This is a genomic window from Paenibacillus lautus NBRC 15380 (assembly GCF_004000945.1).
Classification (GTDB): domain Bacteria; phylum Bacillota; class Bacilli; order Paenibacillales; family Paenibacillaceae; genus Paenibacillus_AQ; species Paenibacillus_AQ lautus.
Map to the genome: position 1 here is coordinate 108,511 of NZ_BIMF01000013.1, position 20,145 is coordinate 128,655.

General features: G+C 52.3%; 12 protein-coding genes. 10 read left to right on the top strand and 2 right to left on the bottom strand.

Features of this window, described 5'->3' with window-relative positions; all coding sequences use genetic code 11:
- Positions 1–484 precede the first annotated feature (484 nt).
- The 5 genes from PLA01S_RS21140 to PLA01S_RS21160 all read left to right on the top strand — a co-directional run bounded on the left by PLA01S_RS21140 (position 485) and on the right by PLA01S_RS21160 (position 8,852).
- Complete coding sequence (locus PLA01S_RS21140; protein ID WP_127593907.1) at positions 485–1,447, top strand: ABC transporter permease; 963 nt, start codon at positions 485–487, stop codon at positions 1,445–1,447.
- 14 nt (positions 1,448–1,461) lie between these two features.
- Positions 1,462–2,370 carry a carbohydrate ABC transporter permease gene (locus tag PLA01S_RS21145; protein ID WP_127593908.1) on the top strand — a complete coding sequence of 303 codons (909 nt, stop codon included), beginning with the start codon at positions 1,462–1,464 and terminating at the stop codon, positions 2,368–2,370.
- Between the two features lie 76 nt (positions 2,371–2,446).
- Positions 2,447–4,159, top strand: coding sequence for an ABC transporter substrate-binding protein (locus PLA01S_RS21150; protein ID WP_127593909.1), 1,713 nt, complete (start codon positions 2,447–2,449; stop codon positions 4,157–4,159).
- A 200-nt stretch (positions 4,160–4,359) separates the two neighbouring features.
- Complete coding sequence (locus tag PLA01S_RS21155) at positions 4,360–6,771, top strand: glycoside hydrolase family 95 protein (protein WP_246059727.1); 2,412 nt, start codon at positions 4,360–4,362, stop codon at positions 6,769–6,771.
- A 47-nt stretch (positions 6,772–6,818) separates the two neighbouring features.
- A complete protein-coding gene (locus PLA01S_RS21160) occupies positions 6,819–8,852 on the top strand; it encodes a beta-galactosidase (protein ID WP_127593911.1) in 2,034 nt (677 codons plus the stop codon).
- A gap of 155 nt (positions 8,853–9,007) precedes the next feature.
- Here PLA01S_RS21160 and PLA01S_RS21165 read toward each other — a convergent pair whose 3' ends face one another.
- Both PLA01S_RS21165 and PLA01S_RS21170 read right to left on the bottom strand, forming a co-directional pair.
- Positions 9,008–10,663: a response regulator transcription factor gene (locus PLA01S_RS21165; protein ID WP_246059729.1), complete on the bottom strand. Its 1,656-nt coding sequence runs from the start codon at positions 10,661–10,663 to the stop codon at positions 9,008–9,010.
- A complete protein-coding gene (locus PLA01S_RS21170; RefSeq protein ID WP_246059730.1) occupies positions 10,623–12,467 on the bottom strand; it encodes a cache domain-containing sensor histidine kinase in 1,845 nt (614 codons plus the stop codon). Before PLA01S_RS21170 ends, PLA01S_RS21165 begins: the two co-directional genes overlap by 41 nt.
- A 124-nt stretch (positions 12,468–12,591) precedes the next feature.
- Between PLA01S_RS21170 and PLA01S_RS21175 the strand changes: the two genes are divergently transcribed.
- From PLA01S_RS21175 to PLA01S_RS21195, 5 genes are all read left to right on the top strand, one after another.
- On the top strand, positions 12,592–13,473 hold the full coding sequence (locus tag PLA01S_RS21175; protein WP_071219666.1) for a carbohydrate ABC transporter permease: 882 nt from the start codon (positions 12,592–12,594) through the stop codon (positions 13,471–13,473).
- Positions 13,474–14,313 (top strand): carbohydrate ABC transporter permease, encoded by an 840-nt coding sequence (locus PLA01S_RS21180; protein ID WP_100541451.1) that lies wholly within the window; start codon positions 13,474–13,476, stop codon positions 14,311–14,313. It begins immediately after the preceding gene.
- A gap of 69 nt (positions 14,314–14,382) precedes the next feature.
- Positions 14,383–15,669, top strand: a complete 1,287-nt coding sequence (locus tag PLA01S_RS21185; protein WP_127593914.1) for an ABC transporter substrate-binding protein — start codon at positions 14,383–14,385, stop codon at positions 15,667–15,669.
- Between the two features lie 149 nt (positions 15,670–15,818).
- The gene (locus tag PLA01S_RS21190; RefSeq protein ID WP_127593915.1) at positions 15,819–17,861 is read left to right on the top strand and encodes a beta-galactosidase; all 2,043 of its coding nucleotides are present in this window, start codon (positions 15,819–15,821) and stop codon (positions 17,859–17,861) included.
- A gap of 48 nt (positions 17,862–17,909) precedes the next feature.
- A complete protein-coding gene (locus PLA01S_RS21195; protein ID WP_127593916.1) occupies positions 17,910–20,099 on the top strand; it encodes an alpha-galactosidase in 2,190 nt (729 codons plus the stop codon).
- Positions 20,100–20,145: the final 46 nt, after the last annotated feature.

Below are 20,145 nucleotides of genomic sequence, written 5' to 3' on the forward strand. Positions count from 1 at the left end.
GCACCGACAAACAGGCTTCAAGCAGCTGCGCTTCGTCTGATGCCGTATTCTAAATGGTTAATGACTGTTTCTCCAATAGTATCCACTTACCATACAACCAGACTAAACATAAGTACTTTCATATCGCTGCCCTTTAAGACGCGACTAAGGTACGCGTCTTTTTGTTTCCTTTTTTTCTCCCCCTAAGGCATTATCGGGGGAGCCAAATGCTGCGAAGCATAGAGCGGAGGGGCCGGAATCGTATCGGAGAAGCGACAGCGGTCGCCTTTAAAGCCGGGAAACCACCTCACCGTATCATCCGAAGTTTCCCGGTTTTAACAGCGATCGGAGATACGATCCGGACACGGAGCGAACCCAACTGTCTTTCAGCATTTTTTCCCTCATGTAATGTCTAATTTTTATATGATTTTTAAGCCAATCCTTCGGGTACTTCCCCGCCTCTGCTTGGTTTATCATCAGGATATACAAGAGAGGAGGGGTTGGTTTGAAAGCGGTAACAAAGACGGAAAGCAGCATCCAACCTGCCGCAAAGAAAAAGAAAGGCTTTTGGACCACTTTCAAAGAGCAGAAAGTACTGTACGGAATGTCGCTTCCATTCATCGTCATTGTATTCATCTTCAGTTATTTGCCGGTGTGGGGCTGGCTGATGGCATTCCAGAATTACAAGCCGGGCAAAGAGATATTCGAGCAAAAATGGGTGGGCCTGGACCATTTCGTAGCACTTTTCTCGGACGATAAGTTTTATCTGGTGTTGCGAAATACACTCGCCATGAGTTTCATGGGATTGATCGTTGGATTCACGATTCCGATCCTATTCGCAGTCTTGTTGAATGAGCTTCGTGGAAGCGTATTCAAGAGGACCGTACAGACGATATCTTATCTGCCGCATTTTGTGTCCTGGGTCGTGGTTGCCGGTATCGTGACCAAAATGCTGTCTACAGATGGAGGCGCTGTCAATCAGCTGCTGATGTGGCTGGGGTTCATTGATCAGCCGATACAGTTTATGGCTCAAGGGAACCTGTTTTGGTACATCGTAACAGGCTCTGATATATGGAAGGAAATGGGCTGGAGCGCGATCATTTATTTGGCAGCGATTTCAGGGATTGATCAGGAGCAATTCGAAGCAGCCAAGGTTGACGGCGCGAGCCGACTTCGCCAAATATGGCATATTACGCTGCCGAGCATCGCCCCTACGATTGCTATCCTGCTGATCATGTCCATCGGTCATCTGATCAGCATCGGCTTCGAGAAGCAGTTCCTGCTCGGTAATCCGCTGGTGGTGGATTATTCCGAAGTGCTGGACCTGTATGCGCTGAATTATGGCCTTGGCATGGGACGTTTCTCATTCGGTACAGCGATCGGAATGTTTAACTCCATTGTAAGCATCATCCTATTGCTGCTAGCCAACGGCGCTTTCAAAAAATTCACGAAGCAATCGATTATGTAGGGGAGGGAAGCAGCATGGCACGAACCAAAACAGCATTCAAGCCCTCGCTCTCCGACCGGGTGTTTGATATTGCAAACTTTACATTTATGGCACTCGTCATGATTGTCACACTATACCCGTTCCTGAACGTTCTGGCGATATCGCTGAATGATTCCGTCGATACGGTGCGCGGGGGAATTTACATTTGGCCTCGGGAGTTTACGCTTGAGAATTACGTACAGATCTTTAAATACGACGGTCTGATAACAGGGGCCAAAATTACGATTCTCCGTACGCTGGCAGGTACATTCCTGGGCTTGCTAAGCGGCACGATGCTGGGCTACGTCCTCAGCAGGGTGGACTTTCAGGGAAGAAAGTTCATGTCGACCTTTCTTGCGCTGACGATGTACTTCTCCGGCGGGATGATTCCGGTGTTCATTCTGATTCGCGACTTGAACATGATGAATTCGTTTCTGGTCTACATCATCCCGGGCATGGTAAGCGCGTTCAACGTATTCGTTATCCGGTCTTTCATCGACAGCCTGCCTTACTCGCTGCAGGAATCGGCGAAGCTTGACGGGGCCAACGATTTCACGATCTATTACAAAATCATTCTCCCGCTCTGTAAGCCCGTACTGGCTACCATCGCCTTGTTCCTGGCCGTCGGGCAGTGGAACTCATGGTTCGATACGTATCTTTATAACGGCAACGCCCCCCATCTCACGACGCTCCAATTCGAGCTGATGAAGGTGCTGCAGAGCACGCAGGGACAAACCAGCGGCATGATGTCCGGCCAGAATATGGCCGAGATCGTGAAGCAGGTGTCGCCGGAGTCGATCAAAATGGCAATCACGATTGTGGTAACGGTTCCAATATTGCTCGTCTATCCGTTCCTGCAGCGGTATTTTGTGAAAGGTATGACGCTTGGAGCGGTAAAAAGCTAAGCGCATGTACGGTATCAGCAGGCATAACGTCCTGTTATACGATAAATGATCAAAAATCGATTTAGGGGGTATAGCTATGAAACATAAGAAGAGATTGTCGCTCCTGCTCGCGATCATGATGATGGCTACATTCGTTCTGGCGGCGTGCGGCAACGGCGACAGCAACAATAGCGCAAATGGCGGCGAAGAGGGCAGCGGCGGCAGCGATACGAAGCAGGAAGAGAAGCTCGAGCCGATGACCATGACGTATTACAGCGCGGATTCCAATGCGAACTGGGCCAACATGCAGGATGCGGTCGGGAAAAAGCTGACCGAGAAGACCGGCATTACGATCCAGGCTGAATACGCGGTGGACGGCTCCAATCAGAAGCTTCCGCTGATGGTGGCGAGCGGGGAATACCCGGACTTGGTATTTGCCAAGGGGGACGCCAATCTGTTCGTGGATTCCGGGGCGTTTATCGATCTGACGGATCTGATCGAAGAGCATGCGCCAAACATCAAGAAGGTGTACGGAGAATATATGAGTCGCCTGAAATGGAGCAACGAGGATGAGGCCATCTATGTCCTTCCTACGCTTGCGGCAGTGGACCATCAGGCGCTCGATGCCGGCGGCACGTTTCAGATCCAGCACGAAGTGCTGAAAGAACTCGGATACCCTGAACTGAAGACGGTGAAGGATTATGAGAAAGCGCTGAAAGACTATGCCGAGAAAAATCCGACCATTGACGGCCAACCGACGATTCCGCTGACGCTGAATGCGGACGGATGGAGAATCATGATCTCGGTAACGAACCCGGCGTTTATCGCGACAGGTGTATCGGATGACGGCGAGTACTATATCGACCCGGAAACAACCGAGGCGAAGCTTCATTACAAGCGGCCGGAAGAGAAGGAATACTTCCGCTGGCTGAATCATATGAACGCCGAGGGCTTGTTGGATAAAGAAACGTTTGTGCAGAAGACAGACCAATACGAAGCTAAAATTTCCTCCGGCCGCGTCCTTGGCGTCATTGATCAGGAGTGGGGCTTCGGCAATGCAACGAACGCACTGAGAACTTCCGGCAAGGAAAACCGCACCTATGCGAGATTCCCGATCCAGCTGGATGAGTCGACGAAGGATGCAACGTTCCAAGACACGGGTTACGTCGCCGGATGGGGCGTAGGCATTACGACATCCGCGAAGGATCCAGTTCGCATCATCAAGTTCCTGGATTATCTGGCTTCCGAAGAAGGGCAGGTTTTGATGAATTGGGGTATTGAAGGCGAGCATTACAACGTGGTGGACGGAAAGCGCGTTATTCCTGAGGACGTCCAAGAGCGCAAAACCTATGACAACGCCAACTTCACCAAGGAAACAGGAATCGGCTTGTATAATGCGATGTTCCCGCGTTATGGCGACGGCGTGAAGGATTCGACGGACAACTATTACACAACGAACTTCCCGGAGACGATCATAGAGAACTATACGCCATCTGCGAAGGAGACGCTGAAAGCATACGGCGCGGAAATGTGGAAAGACCTGTGGCCGAAGCAAGAGGAATTTGATGTGAAGCCGTGGGGCGTTGCTTACAACATTCCGGTACCGAGCGACTCCAACATCAATATCACCTACAAAAAGGTGGAAGAGATTACCCGGAAACGGATTCCGGAAGTCATTCTTGCCGATCCGGCGAAGTTCGATGCGCTGTATGATCAGTTCATCAAAGAACTGAATGATGCCGGCGCCGAGAAGATGGAGCAGGAATACACCCAATTGGTACGCGAACGCGTGGAACTCTGGAATAATTAAGGTAGTGGTGAATAGAAGGGGCCGGCTGTATGCGGCCCCTTTTACCGCTATTCAAGGTAGTTGCAGCTAACGGCGGGCCTTAAGTTATTCGAAGAAATACAACATAAGATGAAGGATTTAAGGTGTTTTTCGAGAAGACCTTTATCAAATTGGAATAAGGGGGGATTACACTGAATTCAGTACAGCAGCAGACCTCAACATTGTGGTACCGGAAGCCTGCGGCCAAGTGGGAAGAAGCGCTTCCGCTCGGAAACGGCCGTCTTGGCGCCATGGTGTTCGGCGGCGTGCAGGAAGAACGCATTCAATGGAATGAAGATACGCTTTGGTCCGGATTTCCCCGGGATACGAATAATTACGAGGCCCGCCGGCATTTGGCAGCGGCAAGAGAGCTGATTGCGTCCGGAAAGTATGCCGAAGCCGAACAGTTGATTGAGGGCAAGATGGTCGGCAGAAGCACGGAGTCCTTTTTGCCTTTAGGAGATCTGGTCATCAGGCAGTCGGGAATAGGGGATCATTGGACGGACTATAGGCGCGAACTGGATTTGGATAGAGGGATTGCATCCACTCACTTTCGAGCCGGCGGCTCCAATGATATTTTCAGCAGGAACATGTTCATCAGTGCGGTTGACCAGGTCGCCGTTATCGGTTATGCGAGCACGGGCGGCGCACCCATCCAATTGGAGATTGGGTTAAGTTCACCGCTGCAGCATCGTACACGCGCAGAGGAAGACGGAACCCTGGTCATGTATGGACATGCTCCAACCCATATTGCTGATAACTACAGGGGCGATCACCCCGGGTCGGTACTCTATGAAGACGGGCTTGGCATACAGTATGAAATGAGGCTGCTGGCCCTGACGGATAGCGGGCAGGTAACGGTGGATGACAGCGGCATACGCATCAACGGCGCAGGTTCGGTCACGCTGCTGATTGCGGCAGCCACGAATTTTGAAGGCTTCGATCGTTCTCCGGGTTCTGGAGGAACCGATCCGTCCGGGATATGTAGGGGGAGACTTCAGGAAGCGACGCGGCATGGTTTTGCAGAATTGCGCTCACGGCATATCAAGGACCATCAAGCCTTGTTCAGTCGGGTCGAGCTTCAGCTTGGCCGTCCAGAGGCTGAGGGTTCTGCACAAGCATTGGCCACCGACGAGCGGATGAAAGCGTACCGGGAGGGACGGGAGGATGCTGCTCTTGAGGCACTGATGTTTCAATTCGGAAGATATTTGCTCATCGCCAGCTCCCGGCCAGGTACACAGCCCGCCCATTTGCAGGGTATATGGAATCCACATGTACAGCCGCCATGGAACAGTGATTATACAACGAATATCAATACCGAGATGAACTACTGGCCCGCAGAGACGACCCATCTGAGCGAGTGCCATGAGCCGCTGTTCCAGATGATCCGGGAGCTTAGCGTAAGCGGTGCCCGGACGGCGAAGATTCATTACGGCGCCCGCGGATGGGTCGCTCATCATAACGTGGATCTATGGCGAATGGCCAGCCCGAGCGATGGCAGAGCTATGTGGGCTTTCTGGCCAATGGGCGGTGCATGGCTGTGCCGGCATCTATGGGAGCGTTATCAATTCCACCCGGACCTCGAATATTTGCGGGAAACGGCTTATCCGCTGATGAGGGATGCTGCATTGTTTTGCCTGGATTGGCTTATTGAAGGCGGGAAAGGGCATCTGGTGACCAGCCCGTCGACATCGCCGGAGAATCAGTTCCTTACCGCAGAAGGCTTACCTTGCAGCGTGTCGGCAGGCTCCACCATGGATATGGCCATCATTCGGGATATATTCCATAACTGTATCGAAGCATCACAGCTGCTGGAGCAGGATGATGAACTGCGGGAGGAATGGAGGGCAGCGGCAGCGCGGCTGCAGCCTTACGCCATCGATACAGAGGGCAGGCTCATGGAATGGAGCGAGCCTTATCCGGAAGCGGAGCCCGGACATCGGCACGTATCTCATTTGTACGGATTGTACCCCGGCTCCGATATTACCCTGCAGGATACGCCGCAGCTTGCGGAAGCCGCTTACCGTACGCTTATGTCGCGGATCGACCATGGTGGGGGGCACACGGGGTGGAGCTGCGTATGGCTGATCAACCTGTTTGCCCGACTGCAGCAGCCGGACAAGGCGTATGATTATGTCCGGACGCTGATTTCCCGTTCCATGCATCCTAATCTGCTCGGAGACCATCCTCCGTTCCAGATCGATGCGAATTTTGGAGGCACCGCTGGACTTGCGGAAATGCTGCTTCAGAGTCATTTGGGCGCCATTCAGCTGCTGCCGGCGCTGCCGAAAGCGTGGGCAGAAGGCTCCGTAAGAGGATTAAAGGCTCGCGGCGGGTTTATTGTGGACATGGAATGGAGTGAAGGCCTCCTAACGTCTGCGAGCGTAACCTCTACGCATGGCCGAATCTGTAGAATTAGCTATTCCGTGCCTTTCGCCGTTAGAAGGGAAGACGGAAGTGTAGTGACGACGGATGACCATGGCTCGTTTGAAACGGTGAGCGGAGCGACTTATCGGATCACGCCAGCCACCGAAGAAGGCAGCGTGAACACGAACGGATTGAACAAGGCTTTCTTTGAACTGAACGAGATTTGAACTGAACCAGATACGGAATTTATGAAGCTAAAGGAGCTGAACCCTAGATGATTAACGAAAAGTTACCCAAAATGTGGTATGGCGGCGACTATAATCCCGAGCAATGGGATGCGGAAGCGTGGAAGGAAGATGACCGCATGTTTAAACTGGCGGGTATCGATGTTGCCACCATTAATGTATTCTCTTGGGCTTTGAGCCAGCCGAACGAGGACACGTACGATTTTGCATGGCTGGACGAGACGATCGATCGGCTGTACCGGAACGGGGTATATATCTGTCTGGCAACCAGCACAGGGGCACATCCGGCTTGGATGGCGCGTAAATACCCGGATGTGCTGCGCGTCGACTACGAGGGCCGCAAACGCAAATTCGGCGGCCGCCATAACTCCTGCCCGAACAGTCCCACCTACCGTAAATACGCCACAATGATGGCCGGCAAGCTGGCGGAACGCTACAAGGATCATCCGGCCGTCCTGATCTGGCACGTATCGAACGAATATGGCGGGTACTGTTACTGCGATCATTGCGCCGCGGCATTCCGGACTTGGCTGAAGCAGCGCTACGGCACACTGGATGCCGTGAACAAGGCATGGAATACCCGCTTCTGGGGCCATACCTTCTATGACTGGGAGGACATTGTTGTACCTAACGCTTTAAGCGAAGAATGGTCCGGCAACCGGACCAATTTTCAAGGCATATCCCTGGATTACCGCCGTTTCCAATCGGACAGCCTGCTGGACTGCTACAAGCTGGAGCGGGATGAATTGAAGCGGATCACGCCGGATATTCCGGTGACCACGAATCTGATGGGCTTCTATCCCGAGCTGGATTACTTCAAATGGGCCAAAGAGATGGATGTCGTGTCCTGGGACAACTATCCGTCACTGGATACACCGTACAGCTATACGGCCATGGCGCATGCCTTGATGCGGGGACTTAAGGGAGGACAGCCTTTTATGCTCATGGAGCAGACGCCGAGCGTTCAGAACTGGCAGCCGTACAACTCGGCCAAGCGTCCGGGGGTTATGCGATTGTGGAGCTACCAAGCGGTCGCCCACGGCGCGGATACGGTGATGTTCTTCCAGCTGCGCCGTTCGATCGGAGCCTGCGAGAAATATCATGGTGCGGTCATCGAACATGTGGGACATGAACATACTCGCGTATTCCGCGAGTGCGCCGAGCTGGGCAAGGAGCTGCAGCAGCTGGGGGACCGAATCCTGGATGCCCGTTCCGACGCCAAAGTCGCAATCATCTACGACTGGGAGAACCGGTGGGGCATTGACCTGTCGAGCGGTCCGACCGTTGCCCTCAATTACGTGAATGAGGTCCATAAATATTACGATGCCCTGCATCAGCTGCATATTCAGACCGATATGGTCAGCGTGGAAGAGGACTTCCGGAAGTATGACGTTGTCATCGCGCCGGTGATGTATATGGTAAAGCCGGGATTCGCGGAGCGCGTGGAGGCCTTTGTATCGCAAGGCGGCACCTTTGTGACGACCTTCTTCAGCGGTATCGTCAATGAGCATGATCTTGTGACGCTGGGTGGTTATCCGGGCGAGCTGCGCAAGGTCATGGGAATTTGGGCCGAGGAGATTGATGCGCTGCTTCCGGGTCAGCAGAATCAGGTGGTGATGCGAGGCCGGAAGGGACAACTGGAGGGCACCTACGACTGCGGAATTCTGTGCGACGTGATCCATGCAGAAGGCGCGGAAGTCGTTGCCGAATATGGCTCCGATTACTATCAGGGCACGCCATCGTTAACCGTGAATTCCTTCGGGCAAGGGAAGGCATGGTACGTGGCCACAAGTCCGGAACCTAAATTCCTGAAGGACCTGATGCAAACCATATGCAACGACCATGGCATTGAGCCCGTCCTGAAGGCTCCGGAAGGCGTTGAGGTGACAAGGCGCGTGAAGGAGGGCGCGGAGTTCACCTTTGTACTTAATCACATGCCGGAGAGCAAACCCGTGCCATTGGAAGGGGAAACCTATGTTGACCTGCTGACGGGTGAGGAGTATCGAGATTCCTGCGAAGTGCCGGCCCGCGGAGTCATGATATTGGAGAAACGGCAGAAATAGAGGATCGCGTGAGGGTTTTTGCGAAGGCATCCATCACGTAAAGGGTTTGCATAAAAAAGCAGAGACAGCAGGGGATACCCATGCTCTCTCTGCTTTATTTTATATGCCCAAACCCAACACAGGCTGCATGCCTAAAAGCGGCTAATCGCCCCAGTCTACACTTCCTTCTCATGCAGCTTACGGAATTCCTTGGGCGAAATGCCCTCTTGCTTCTTAAAGACAAGACTGAAATATTTCTCGTTCTTGAAGCCGACCATTTCGGAAATCGCTGCCATTTTCAGGCCCGGATTTTGCAGCAGGATTTTGGCCTTGGAGATGCGGATCCGGTTCAGATGTTCCGGGATGTTAATGCCGTGCTTTTGCTTGAATTTACGGGAAATGTACTCACGGCTTACATGAAATCGGTTTGCAATATCATACAGCGACACGTCGTTCTGATAATTTTGCTCGATAAACGCCGTAATGTCATGGATCAGGTCCTGTCCCGTTTGCTTCTGGGACTGCAGCGCCGAGGCCAGCAGGCTCATTAAATCCATCCAATACTGCTGCCATTCTGCCAGGGAGCATACGTATTTGTCCGGCCTTGGCCGCTCGATGGCGGCGCTTTCCTCTTTGTACAATTTCAACAAAGCTTCAGACGACGGGTTAGCGGTTTCATGAATGACGTGATTGGCAAATCTTTCGATATCGCGGTCCCAACGCTCGAGAAGCTCCGGCGTGAGAACGCCGCTTCTTCGAATAGCCGCAATGAAGGATTCAACAGCTTCGGTTATGGGAGCGGGTTGGCCGCTAAGTATGGCGAGCTTCCAGGTATCCTCAAACCCGCTGAACTGTACGCCTTTATGATGGTCAACGCCCGATCGGCGCTGTTCCTCCGTATCATGGATAAAGTGATTTAGGACCGTTAAATCGCGCTGATGCAGGGCGGACGAGCTTCGGGCATACAATTCCGGTATGTCTGCCGGGTATTGACCGTCAGGACTAACGCCAAAATGCATGTGGCGCGACAAGGTGCGATGCATCCCGTTATTGATCTCTTGAAGCAGCGTTGCAAGCGTTGCAAGCTGATCCCACAGCAATATAACCAGTTGGTGAGGTGAACCGAAGTGACGGAAGGCAATCCCGATCCGGTCCTTTTGCAGAAATTCATTGCAAATATTAAGCAGGGCAAACATGAGCAAATCCTGATGATGGCCGAAGCGGCTATAAAGCGCGTGATCTGACTTGTCCATCTGCATGACGGCCAGGCGTATCGTCTGCGTTTGCTCCGGTACGATGCCTTCATCCTTGAGGCGATTGACCACCTGGAAATGGGCGCTTTTGTCATCAATAAGACTGGATAACAGCTTCTCCGAGTAGACCGGCCGGTACTCGTTCACCTGAACATGCTGCTGCCGCGCCGCAAGGCGCTCCCGTTCCTCGGCTTTCCAGGCGGCAGTCGCCTTGGCGACTGCTTGGTTGATGACGTCTTCCTCGATGGGCTTCAGGATATAATCCGTGCCGCTGTACCAGATGGTGTTGCGAACGAATTCGAAGTCGTCATGCCCGCTGATGACAATGAATTTGATATCCGGGTAATTTTTGTGAATCCATTCCATGAGATCTACGCCGTTTTTGAGCGGCATCAGCATGTCCATCAGCACGAGGTTGGGCCGGAATTCCGGAATCAACTTCATCGCCTCAAGACCATTGGCGGCTTCCTCAATATCGGTAATCCCGTGCGTCTCCCACTGGACGAGCAGTCGGATGGCTTTACGCACGCGAGACTCGTCATCCACGATCAATGCCTTCATCCGTTTCACCTTCCACATTTATAGTTAGTACAACACGAAAGCCATGCGGCTGGTTGTTTTCGATGCTGAACTTGGATTTTCCGCGATAATACAGTCTCAGCCTTGTCATGATGTTGATGAGTCCGATCCCGCTGCTGTCTTCCGTTTCCATTTCGGAAAGAACCTGAAGCTGTTCGAGATCCATCTCTTCCATCCGAAGCAAGTGCTCCTGAAGGGTTTGGAACGGCTCATCCTGCATTCCGTTACCGTTATCCTTGACCGTGATCTGCACGATGGAGGCCGACAGGCGCTTACTTTTTAACGCGATGTAATTGTTTTCCGCCAAGGGGTTCATGCCATGCTTGAAAAAGTTCTCGATCAGCGGCTGAACCAGCATTTTCGGGATCAACACCTGCAAAGTCGACTCATCCACATCGTAACGGAAGTCGAACTGATTCTCAAATCGTTCCTTCTGCAGCTCCACGTAATCCTTGATATGATCGATCTCTGTAGCCAGCGTGACCGGTTTATCGGTGTTGTACATGCTGTATCTCATCATTCGGGCAAGGGCGGAGATCAGGGAGTAGATTCTCTTCATTCCATGCTCCAGCGCAAGGGTGCCGATCGTTTGCAGCGCATTGTTCATAAAATGCGGGTTCACCTGCGCCTGCAGCGCTCGGAGCTGGTTGGTCCGGTTCGCCAGCTTCAGCTTGTATTCCTGCAAGATGAGGTTGTTGATCGTATCCATCATGCTGCCGAACCTGCGGTGTAGGGTTCCGATTTCGTCTTTGCGGTTGGAGGAGATATCCACGGTCATTCGTCCGCTTTTGACTTGGCTCATGAGGCCTACCAATTCCCGGATCGGCGCCGTAATATAGACTGAAATCCAGATCGTGGCGGCGATGATGAGAATAAGGGACACGCCGATCAGCAAAATATTGACGAAGGCTGCTTTGTCCGCGCTGCTTAGAATATAGGAGGAAGGAATCTCCTTGATCATCGTCCAGTCGCTGATCGACGTCTTGATATTGTTATATAAATAGATTTTGTTGTTATACTCGAAATGGCCTTCCTTCTTGCCGGACTGCTTGATGCTGTTGTACCATTCCGTTTGAATCTGCTGTCCAAGCATCTCGCCATGGCCGGCATACATGATATACCCGGCTTCATTCGTAATATAGAGCTGCTCATGTTCGGGCTGGAACAGCTGATTGCTGATCCGGCTCAGGAAATTCATGTCCATATCGATGGCTAGAATGCCTAATCGCTCGGTAGAAGGGACGCGTTCAATGACCCGGTACATCGTGAATACTTGTTTATTGGCCTCATAGGGATAGGCTAACTGAAAGCCATACGTGTGAAGGGGATGGGGCGGCTGTAAGACCACCGTATCGTTACCGAGATCGGGAATATCGGGATAGAGGTTGACATCACTCGTTTTTCTGGCGATATCCTGGGCGAATAACGTTGCCTCTCTTTTGCCGTCGACATAGAGATAGACCTGTCTGGAGCCGCTAATAGCTTTTTGAATGGACTGCAGCGTGGCGGACTGCCTGCCGCTGGCATTGATGTTCTCATGACTATAATAAAGGCTGCGGAAAAAATCCGGATCCGAATAAACCGTAAGGGAATTCCGGTTCATGTCTTCCAAATAGCTCTCCAAATTCAACCGTCCCTGATAGAGAAGGTTCATATTCTCAACAACGGCCCGTTCCTTGAGCGAGTTGGTTGTCATAACATAGCTGATGATCATGGAGATGGTGGTCGGAATGATGGTAGCCATGATCATAAAGGTAATCAATTTGGTGCGAATGCTGTTCCAATTCCAGTTCAATAAATTCACCGCCGATCAATTTTCTATACCATTTAGTTCACATCCTGTGGTAGTCCCAAGGTCTTCATCTTAGCATAATTAAATCATAGAGAAATGGATAGAGAAACGATAGGACAAGCGGAGGGGGATTTACATGAACAGCAAGAGAACGGCTGCCTTGACGCAGCAGTTGGTTTATATCGGACCCGCGCTGCTGTTTTTCGGTATTACGATCATTATCCCATTTGTGATGGGGATGTATTACTCGTTTACCAATTGGAATGGTGTATCGGGGAATGTCGAATGGGTAGGACTGGACAATTTCAAACAGATTTTCACAAATGACAGCGCATTCGCACAGTCCTTTTGGTTCACCACCAAGTTTACGATCGTGGGCGTGCTTCTAACGAATCTGGTCGGTTTTTTCCTGGCCTACTTCTTAACGAAAAATATTAGGGCGCGCAACTGGCTGCGGACGATCTTCTTCATGCCGAACGTGATCGGCGGATTGCTGCTCGGTTTCATCTGGCAGTTCATCTTCATAAAGGGCTTTGCCACCGTTGGTGAAGCTACGGGAATTCCGTTCTTTAATCTTCCGTGGCTGGGAGATGAAGTGACCGGCTTCTGGGGCATTGTCATGGTCTTTGTATGGCAATCGTCAGGCTATCTGATGGTTATCTACATCGCGTCCATAACGAATGTGTCCAAGGAAGTCATGGAAGCTGCCGAGATTGATGGTGCGAACCGGTTTCAAGTGCTCAAGAGCATCATCGTTCCGCTTATCATGCCGGCGGTCACCGTATGTTTATTCCTGGCGATATCCTGGTCCTTCAAAATGTTCGACCTGAACCTGTCGCTCACGAAGGGCGGACCCTACCGCTCCACGGAGTCGCTGGCCATGAACGTGTACAATGAGGCATTCCTGAACAACAGGTATGGACTCGGGACGGCCAAGTCCCTGATCTTCTTCCTGGTCGTTGCCGTCATCACGCTCATTCAAGTCCGATTAACGAAGCAGAAGGAGGTCGAAGCTTAAATGAGATCGAAGAAACCTCCTATGTCGGCTTCCACGATCGTACTGCAGATTGTGATGGTCATTATTGCGCTGATCTTCCTGGCGCCCTTTTACTTCCTGCTGGTGAACTCGGTCAAATCGCTGGGCGATATTATGGTCGACGCGGCCAACTGGCCAACCGCCTTTCACTTTGACAACTACAGCAAGGCTTGGGAAATGACCCGCTTCCCGGAAGCATTCGTCAATTCCGTCATCATTACGGTCATCAGTAATCTAATCATCGCCCTGCTGAGCGCGATGGCGGCTTACCGGATGGTTCGGTCCAATACGAGATTCAATCAAATCGTGTTCATGCTGTTCGTATCGGCCATGGTCATTCCGTTCCAATCCATTATGATTCCATTGCTGCAGGTCATTAACTTCCTGGGCGTTAATAACAGTATCGTAGGATTGATTCTCAGTTATCTGGGACTCGGCATCCCGTTGTCGGTCTTCCTGTTCCACGGGTTCGTGAAAGGCATTCCGCTTGAAATCGAAGAGGCTGCCACGGTCGACGGTGCTTCTCCGTTCCGAGTATTTGCCCGTATCGTTATGCCGATGCTAAAACCTATGATGGTTACGGTTATCATCCTGAACTGTCTGTGGGTCTGGAACGACTACCTGCTGCCGTCCCTGATCCTGCAAAGTCCGGAACTGCGGACGATTCCGCTCGCGACCTTTGCTTTCTTCGGGCAGTATTCGAAGCAGTGGGATATGGCGCTGCCGGCTCTCGTGCTGGGCATTACGCCGATTATTATCTTCTTCCTGTCATTACAGAAGTACATTGTTGAAGGCGTCGCTGCCGGCTCCGTTAAGGGGTAAAGGCAGCCTGGCTTCTCCCAAATCGGTTTTTCCATCTTTATATATAAACAATACTAGGGGGTAGTAAAGATGAACAAAATGAAATTATCACTCGTGATGCTGCTGGCTTTCTCGCTGCTGCTTGCGGCTTGCGGCGGCAAGCCGGAGGAAGGCCAGGGCGGAAGCTCGAACGGAGCTTCCGGCGAAGTTAAGACGGTTAAGATTTTCCAATTCAAAACCGAGATCGTGGACGGCCTGAATGAACTCAAGGTTGAATTCGAGAAGGAATATCCAAACATCAAGCTTGATATTCAAACCGTGGGCGGCGGTGCTGACTACGGTGCTGCACTGAAAACGAAATTTGCATCCAACGATGCGCCTGATATTTTCTCCAATGGCGGCGACGCCGAGATGGAGATGTGGATTGACCGCCTGGAGGATCTGTCCGATCAGCCTTGGGTAAACGATCTGGTGGACATGGCGAAAGAGCCGATGACTAAAGACGGTAAAGTATACGGTATGCCGATGAACCTTGAAGGATGGGGTTACATCTACAATAAAGATTTGTTTGAGCAAGCAGGCATTACCGAGCTTCCTAAAACCTATGCCCAACTGGAAGATGCTGCGAAGAAGCTGGAAGCGGCAGACATAACTCCTTTTGCGAACGCTTACCAGGAATGGTGGCTGATCGGTAACCAAGGCATTAACCCGGCGTTTGCCCAGCAGGATGATCCGAATGCCTTTATCCAAGGCTTGAACGACGGCACGCAAACATTCGCAGGCAATGCGAAGTTCGAAGAGTGGGCCAAGCTGATGCAGCTGACATTGGATCACGGGAACAAAAACCCGCTGACCACTGATTACAATACGGCCATTTCCCTCCTGGCTACGGGCAAAACAGCCATGATGCAAAACGGCAACTGGGCCCAAACCGAGATTGATGCCATTAATCCGGACCTGAATCTTGGCTACCTGCCGATGCCGCTTGGCGACAATGCGGAGCTAAATGACAAGCTGAACGTAGGCGTACCTGCGAACCTGGTCATTAACAAGGATTCCGCGTCGAAGGAAGAAGCGAAGATCTTCCTGAACTGGTTTGTCACATCCGATATCGGTAAAGAGTACATCGTCAAAAAATTCAAATTCATTCCGGCCTTAAAGACAATTGAAGCAACGCCTGAGGATATGGGCGACCTGGGTTCGTCTGTGTGGGAGTATGTACAAGCTGGAAAAGTACTGCCAAGACAATCCGCGAAGTTCCCTGACGGTGTAGCACAGGAATTCTCCGGTGCGATGCAGGCCTTCTTCGCAGGTAAATCCGATGCGAACAAGATGCTTGAGGATATGCAGACATCCTGGGATAGTCTGAAAAAGTAAGGAGCAACGCTCTAATCCAAGTTAGCTAATCGTTCATAAGAGGTATGATCCCTGTCCGATAAGACATGGGATGGTGCCTCTTTTCTTTAAGATTGAAAGTGCGCCGATAGACGGTTTTTTAGCTAAGGAACGATGAAGGAGGCAATTCGATGATTAATGAACATTTTCCTAAGATATGGTATGGCGGGGACTACAACCCCGAGCAATGGGATAAGGCAACGATGGAAGAGGACCTGCGGATGTTTGAGCTGGCCGGCGTGGACGTGGCGACCCTCAATGTATTCTCCTGGGCCAAAACGCAGCGCGATGAGGATAGCTATGATTTCACGTGGCTTGATGAAATTATGGATCGATTGGCAGAGGAGCAGGTCCATGTCTGCTTGGCAACAAGCACGGGGGCGCATCCGGCCTGGATGGCCAAGAAATACCCGGACATCCTGCGCGTTGATTACGATGGACGCAAACGCAAATTCGGCGGTCGTCATAATTCCTGTCCGAACAGCCCGACGTATCGCAAATATTCGGTGCTGATGGCGCGCAAGCTGGCTGAACGGTACAAGGATCATCCGGCACTGGTCATCTGGCACGTCTCCAATGAGTACGGGGGGTATTGCTATTGCGACAATTGCGAGTTGCAGTTCCGCGTCTGGCTGAAAGAGCGTTACGGGACGCTCGATAAGCTGAATGCCGCATGGAATACCGGATTCTGGGGCCATACCTTTTACGAGTGGGACGAGATTGTGGTACCGAACGCGCTCAGCGAAGAGTTCAACGGGAACCGGACGTTCTTCCAAGGGATATCGCTGGACTATCGCCGATTCCAATCCGACAGCCTGCTGGCATGTTACCGATTGGAGAAGGAAGAACTGAAGAAGGTTACGCCGCACATTCCGGTCACCACCAATCTGATGGGATTTTATCCGGAGCTCGATTACTTCGAGTGGGCGAAGCACATGGATGTGGTATCCTGGGACAACTATCCCGCGATTGATACGCCGGTAAGCTTTACGGCGATGTCGCATAACCTGATGCGCGGGCTGAAAAGCGGACAGCCGTTCATGCTGATGGAGCAGACCCCGAGCGTTCAAAACTGGTCGCCATACAATTCCGCTAAGCGTCCCGGCGTGATGAGATTGTGGAGTTATCAGGCCGTAGCCCATGGGGCCGATACGATCATGTTCTTCCAGCTCCGCCGTTCCGTGGGGGCATGCGAGAAGTTCCACGGCGCATTGATTGAGCATGTGGGACATGAGCACACCCGGGTCTTCCGGGAATGCGCGGAGCTGGGGCAAGAGCTGCAGCAGCTCGGAGACAAGCTGCTCGACTCCCGTTCGCACGCCAAGGTAGCGATTATGTATGATTGGGAGAATCGTTGGGCGCTGGAGCTGTCAAGCGGACCTTCCAAAGCGCTGAACTACGTGGATGAGGTTCATAAGTATTATGATGCGCTGTACCAGCTGAATATCCAGACGGATATCATCAGCGTTGAGGAGGACCTGAGCAAGTACGATGTGGTGATTGCCCCGGTGATGTATATGGTTAAGCCTGGCGTTGCCCAGCGCGTGGAGCAGTTTGTGTCCAGGGGCGGAACCTTTGTGACGACCTTCTTCAGCGGCATCGTCAACGAGAACGATCTGGTGACCCTGGGAGGTCATCCCGGCGAGCTGCGCAAGGTAACTGGCATCTGGGCCGAGGAGATCGATGCCCTTCTTCCCGGGCAGCAAAATCAGATCAACATGAAGCAGGATTGGGGATCACTGCGTGGAAGTTATCCATGTGGAATTTTGTGCGACGTCATCCATGCGGAGACGGCGGAGGTTCTGGCTGAGTACGGATCCGACTTCTATAAAGGCACGCCTGTTCTGACGAAGAATGCGTTTGGCGAAGGTCACGCTTATTATGTGGCGAGCAGTCCGGATTCGCAGTTCCTGCAGGGATTTCTTGCTAATCTGTGCGAAGAACAGGGTGTGAAGCCGCTGCTGGATACTCCAGCCGGGGTAGAGGTGGTGGAACGGGTGAAGGATGGGAACTCCTATTTGTTCATCATGAACCACAATGCCGAAGAGATGACGTTTGATGCAGGTTCTGCCAATCAATTCGATCTCCTGGGCAGCCGACAGATTTCGGGTCATGTTACGATTCCGGGAAGGGACGTCATGATTCTGGAGCGGACGGCCGCCGTAAGGTCTTAAAGAGGACCATGGAGATTTAACTCGGACCTTGGTTAGGGGGCAAAAGCAGTGAGTATACATTTTCATGAAGATCTGGGGGTATTCCATCTCCAAAGCGATCGATCAAGTTATGTGATTGAGCTTGTGCGGGGCGTTTATCCGGCGCATGCCTATTGGGGGCGCCGGATTCGCGATGACCGCGTCTTAGGATTGCTGGAACGCAGGGGAAGAGCATCCTTTTCGCCGTCGCCGTTTCGCGAGGATGCTTCCTTTTCCCTAGACAGTTTGCCTCAGGAATACCCGGGCTACGGCAGTGGCGATTTCCGGCAGCCTGCGTACCAGGTACAGCTGGCTAACGGGACCACCGTCACCGAAGCGGAATATGTCCGTCACCGGATATACAGCGGCAAACCGAAGCTGGAAGGCTTGCCTGCCGTATACGCGGAACAGGATGACGAGGCGGATACGCTGGAGCTGGAACTGCTTGATCGGGTAAGCGGATTGACGATTTATTTGTCTTATACGGTCATGAATGCGTTTGATGCTATTTCCCGTTCCGTATCCTTCCGCAATGACAGCAAAGAGAACATGACGCTGCTGCGGGCCATGAGCGCCAGCGTGGATATGAATCATAGCCGTTATGACCTTCTGCATCTTCATGGGGCATGGGCGAGAGAGCGCCATGTGCAGCGCAGAAGATTATCCCCAGGCATGCAGGGGATTGAGAGCCGCAGGGGTTCAAGCAGCCATAACCATAATCCGTTTCTTGCGCTGCTGTCCGAAGGCGCCGGCGAAGAGCACGGTGAGGTGTATGGCTTCAGCCTTGTATACAGCGGCAGCTTCTCTGCACAGATTGAGGTGGATCAATACGAAACAGCCCGGGTTACGATGGGATTGAATCCATTCGATTTTTCCTGGCTGCTGGAGCCGGGACAATCGTTCCAGACGCCGGAAGCGGTAATGGTTTTCTCTGCGGAAGGCTTGGGCGGCATGTCCAGACGCTATCATAAGATGTACCGTACAAGGCTGAGCCGGGGGCAATTCCGGGATGCCACGCGCCCAGTATTGGTTAACAACTGGGAAGCGACCTACTTTAACTTTAATGCGGATAAAATCGAGCAAATCGCCAGCGCCGGACGGGATCTCGGCATCGAGTTGTTTGTGCTGGATGACGGCTGGTTCGGCAAGCGAAATGATGATACGACTTCCCTCGGGGATTGGGTCGTTGACAAGAACAAGCTGCCGGAAGGCCTTGAGGATCTCGTGAAGCGGGTTCGCGATCTGGATATGCAGTTCGGTTTGTGGTTTGAGCCGGAGATGATTTCGCCGGACAGCGATCTGTACCGTCAGCATCCGGACTGGTGCCTGCATGTAGAAGGACGCAGGCGAACGGAAGGGAGACAGCAGCTGATCCTGGACTTCTCCCGCCAGGAAGTAGGCGATGCGGTGGCCGATATGGTTCGTAGCATCCTGAGAAGCGCGCCGATCACCTATGTGAAATGGGACATGAACCGAAATATGACGGAGATCGGGTCGGCCGCGCTGCCGCTTGAACGCCAGCGGGAAACGGCCCACCGTTATATGCTCGGGTTGTATCGGGTGATGGAGCAGCTGACGACCGAGTTCCCGCATATTTTGTTTGAGAGCTGCTCCGGCGGTGGAGGACGCTATGATCCGGGGATGCTGTATTACATGCCGCAGACGTGGACAAGCGATAACTCCGATGCCGTCAGCCGATTGAAGATTCAATACGGAACGAGCCTTGTGTATCCTCTTAGCTCCATGGGAGCCCATGTATCCGCCGTTCCGAATCATCAGGTGCACCGGAATACTTCACTGCGTACGAGAGGCCATGCGGCGATGTCGGGCAATTTCGGATATGAGCTGGATCTGACGGTCTTCAGTGAACAGGAAAAGGATGAGGTCCGCGAGCAGGTGAAACTGTATAAAGAGATACGGCATCTGGTGCAGTTCGGGGATTTCTACCGCCTTCGGAATCCGTTCGAAGGGAACGAAGCAGCCTGGACCATCGTCTCCGAGGACCGATCGGAAGCGGTGCTGTATTACTTCCGCATCTTAAGCGAGGCGAATGAGCCGATTGTGTGGCTGCGTACGGCGGGGCTGGATCCGGATGGAGATTATCGGTGCATTGAAGATGGGAACATCTACGGCGGAGACCGACTGATGAACGCCGGATTGGCCGTTCCCGCGATGCATGGCGATTTCCAGAGCTTTATGTGGAGGTTCAAACGAGTGTAAGTTGCCATACTCAAGCTTTACCATCTGCGTCCGAGCGCAGCGTTAT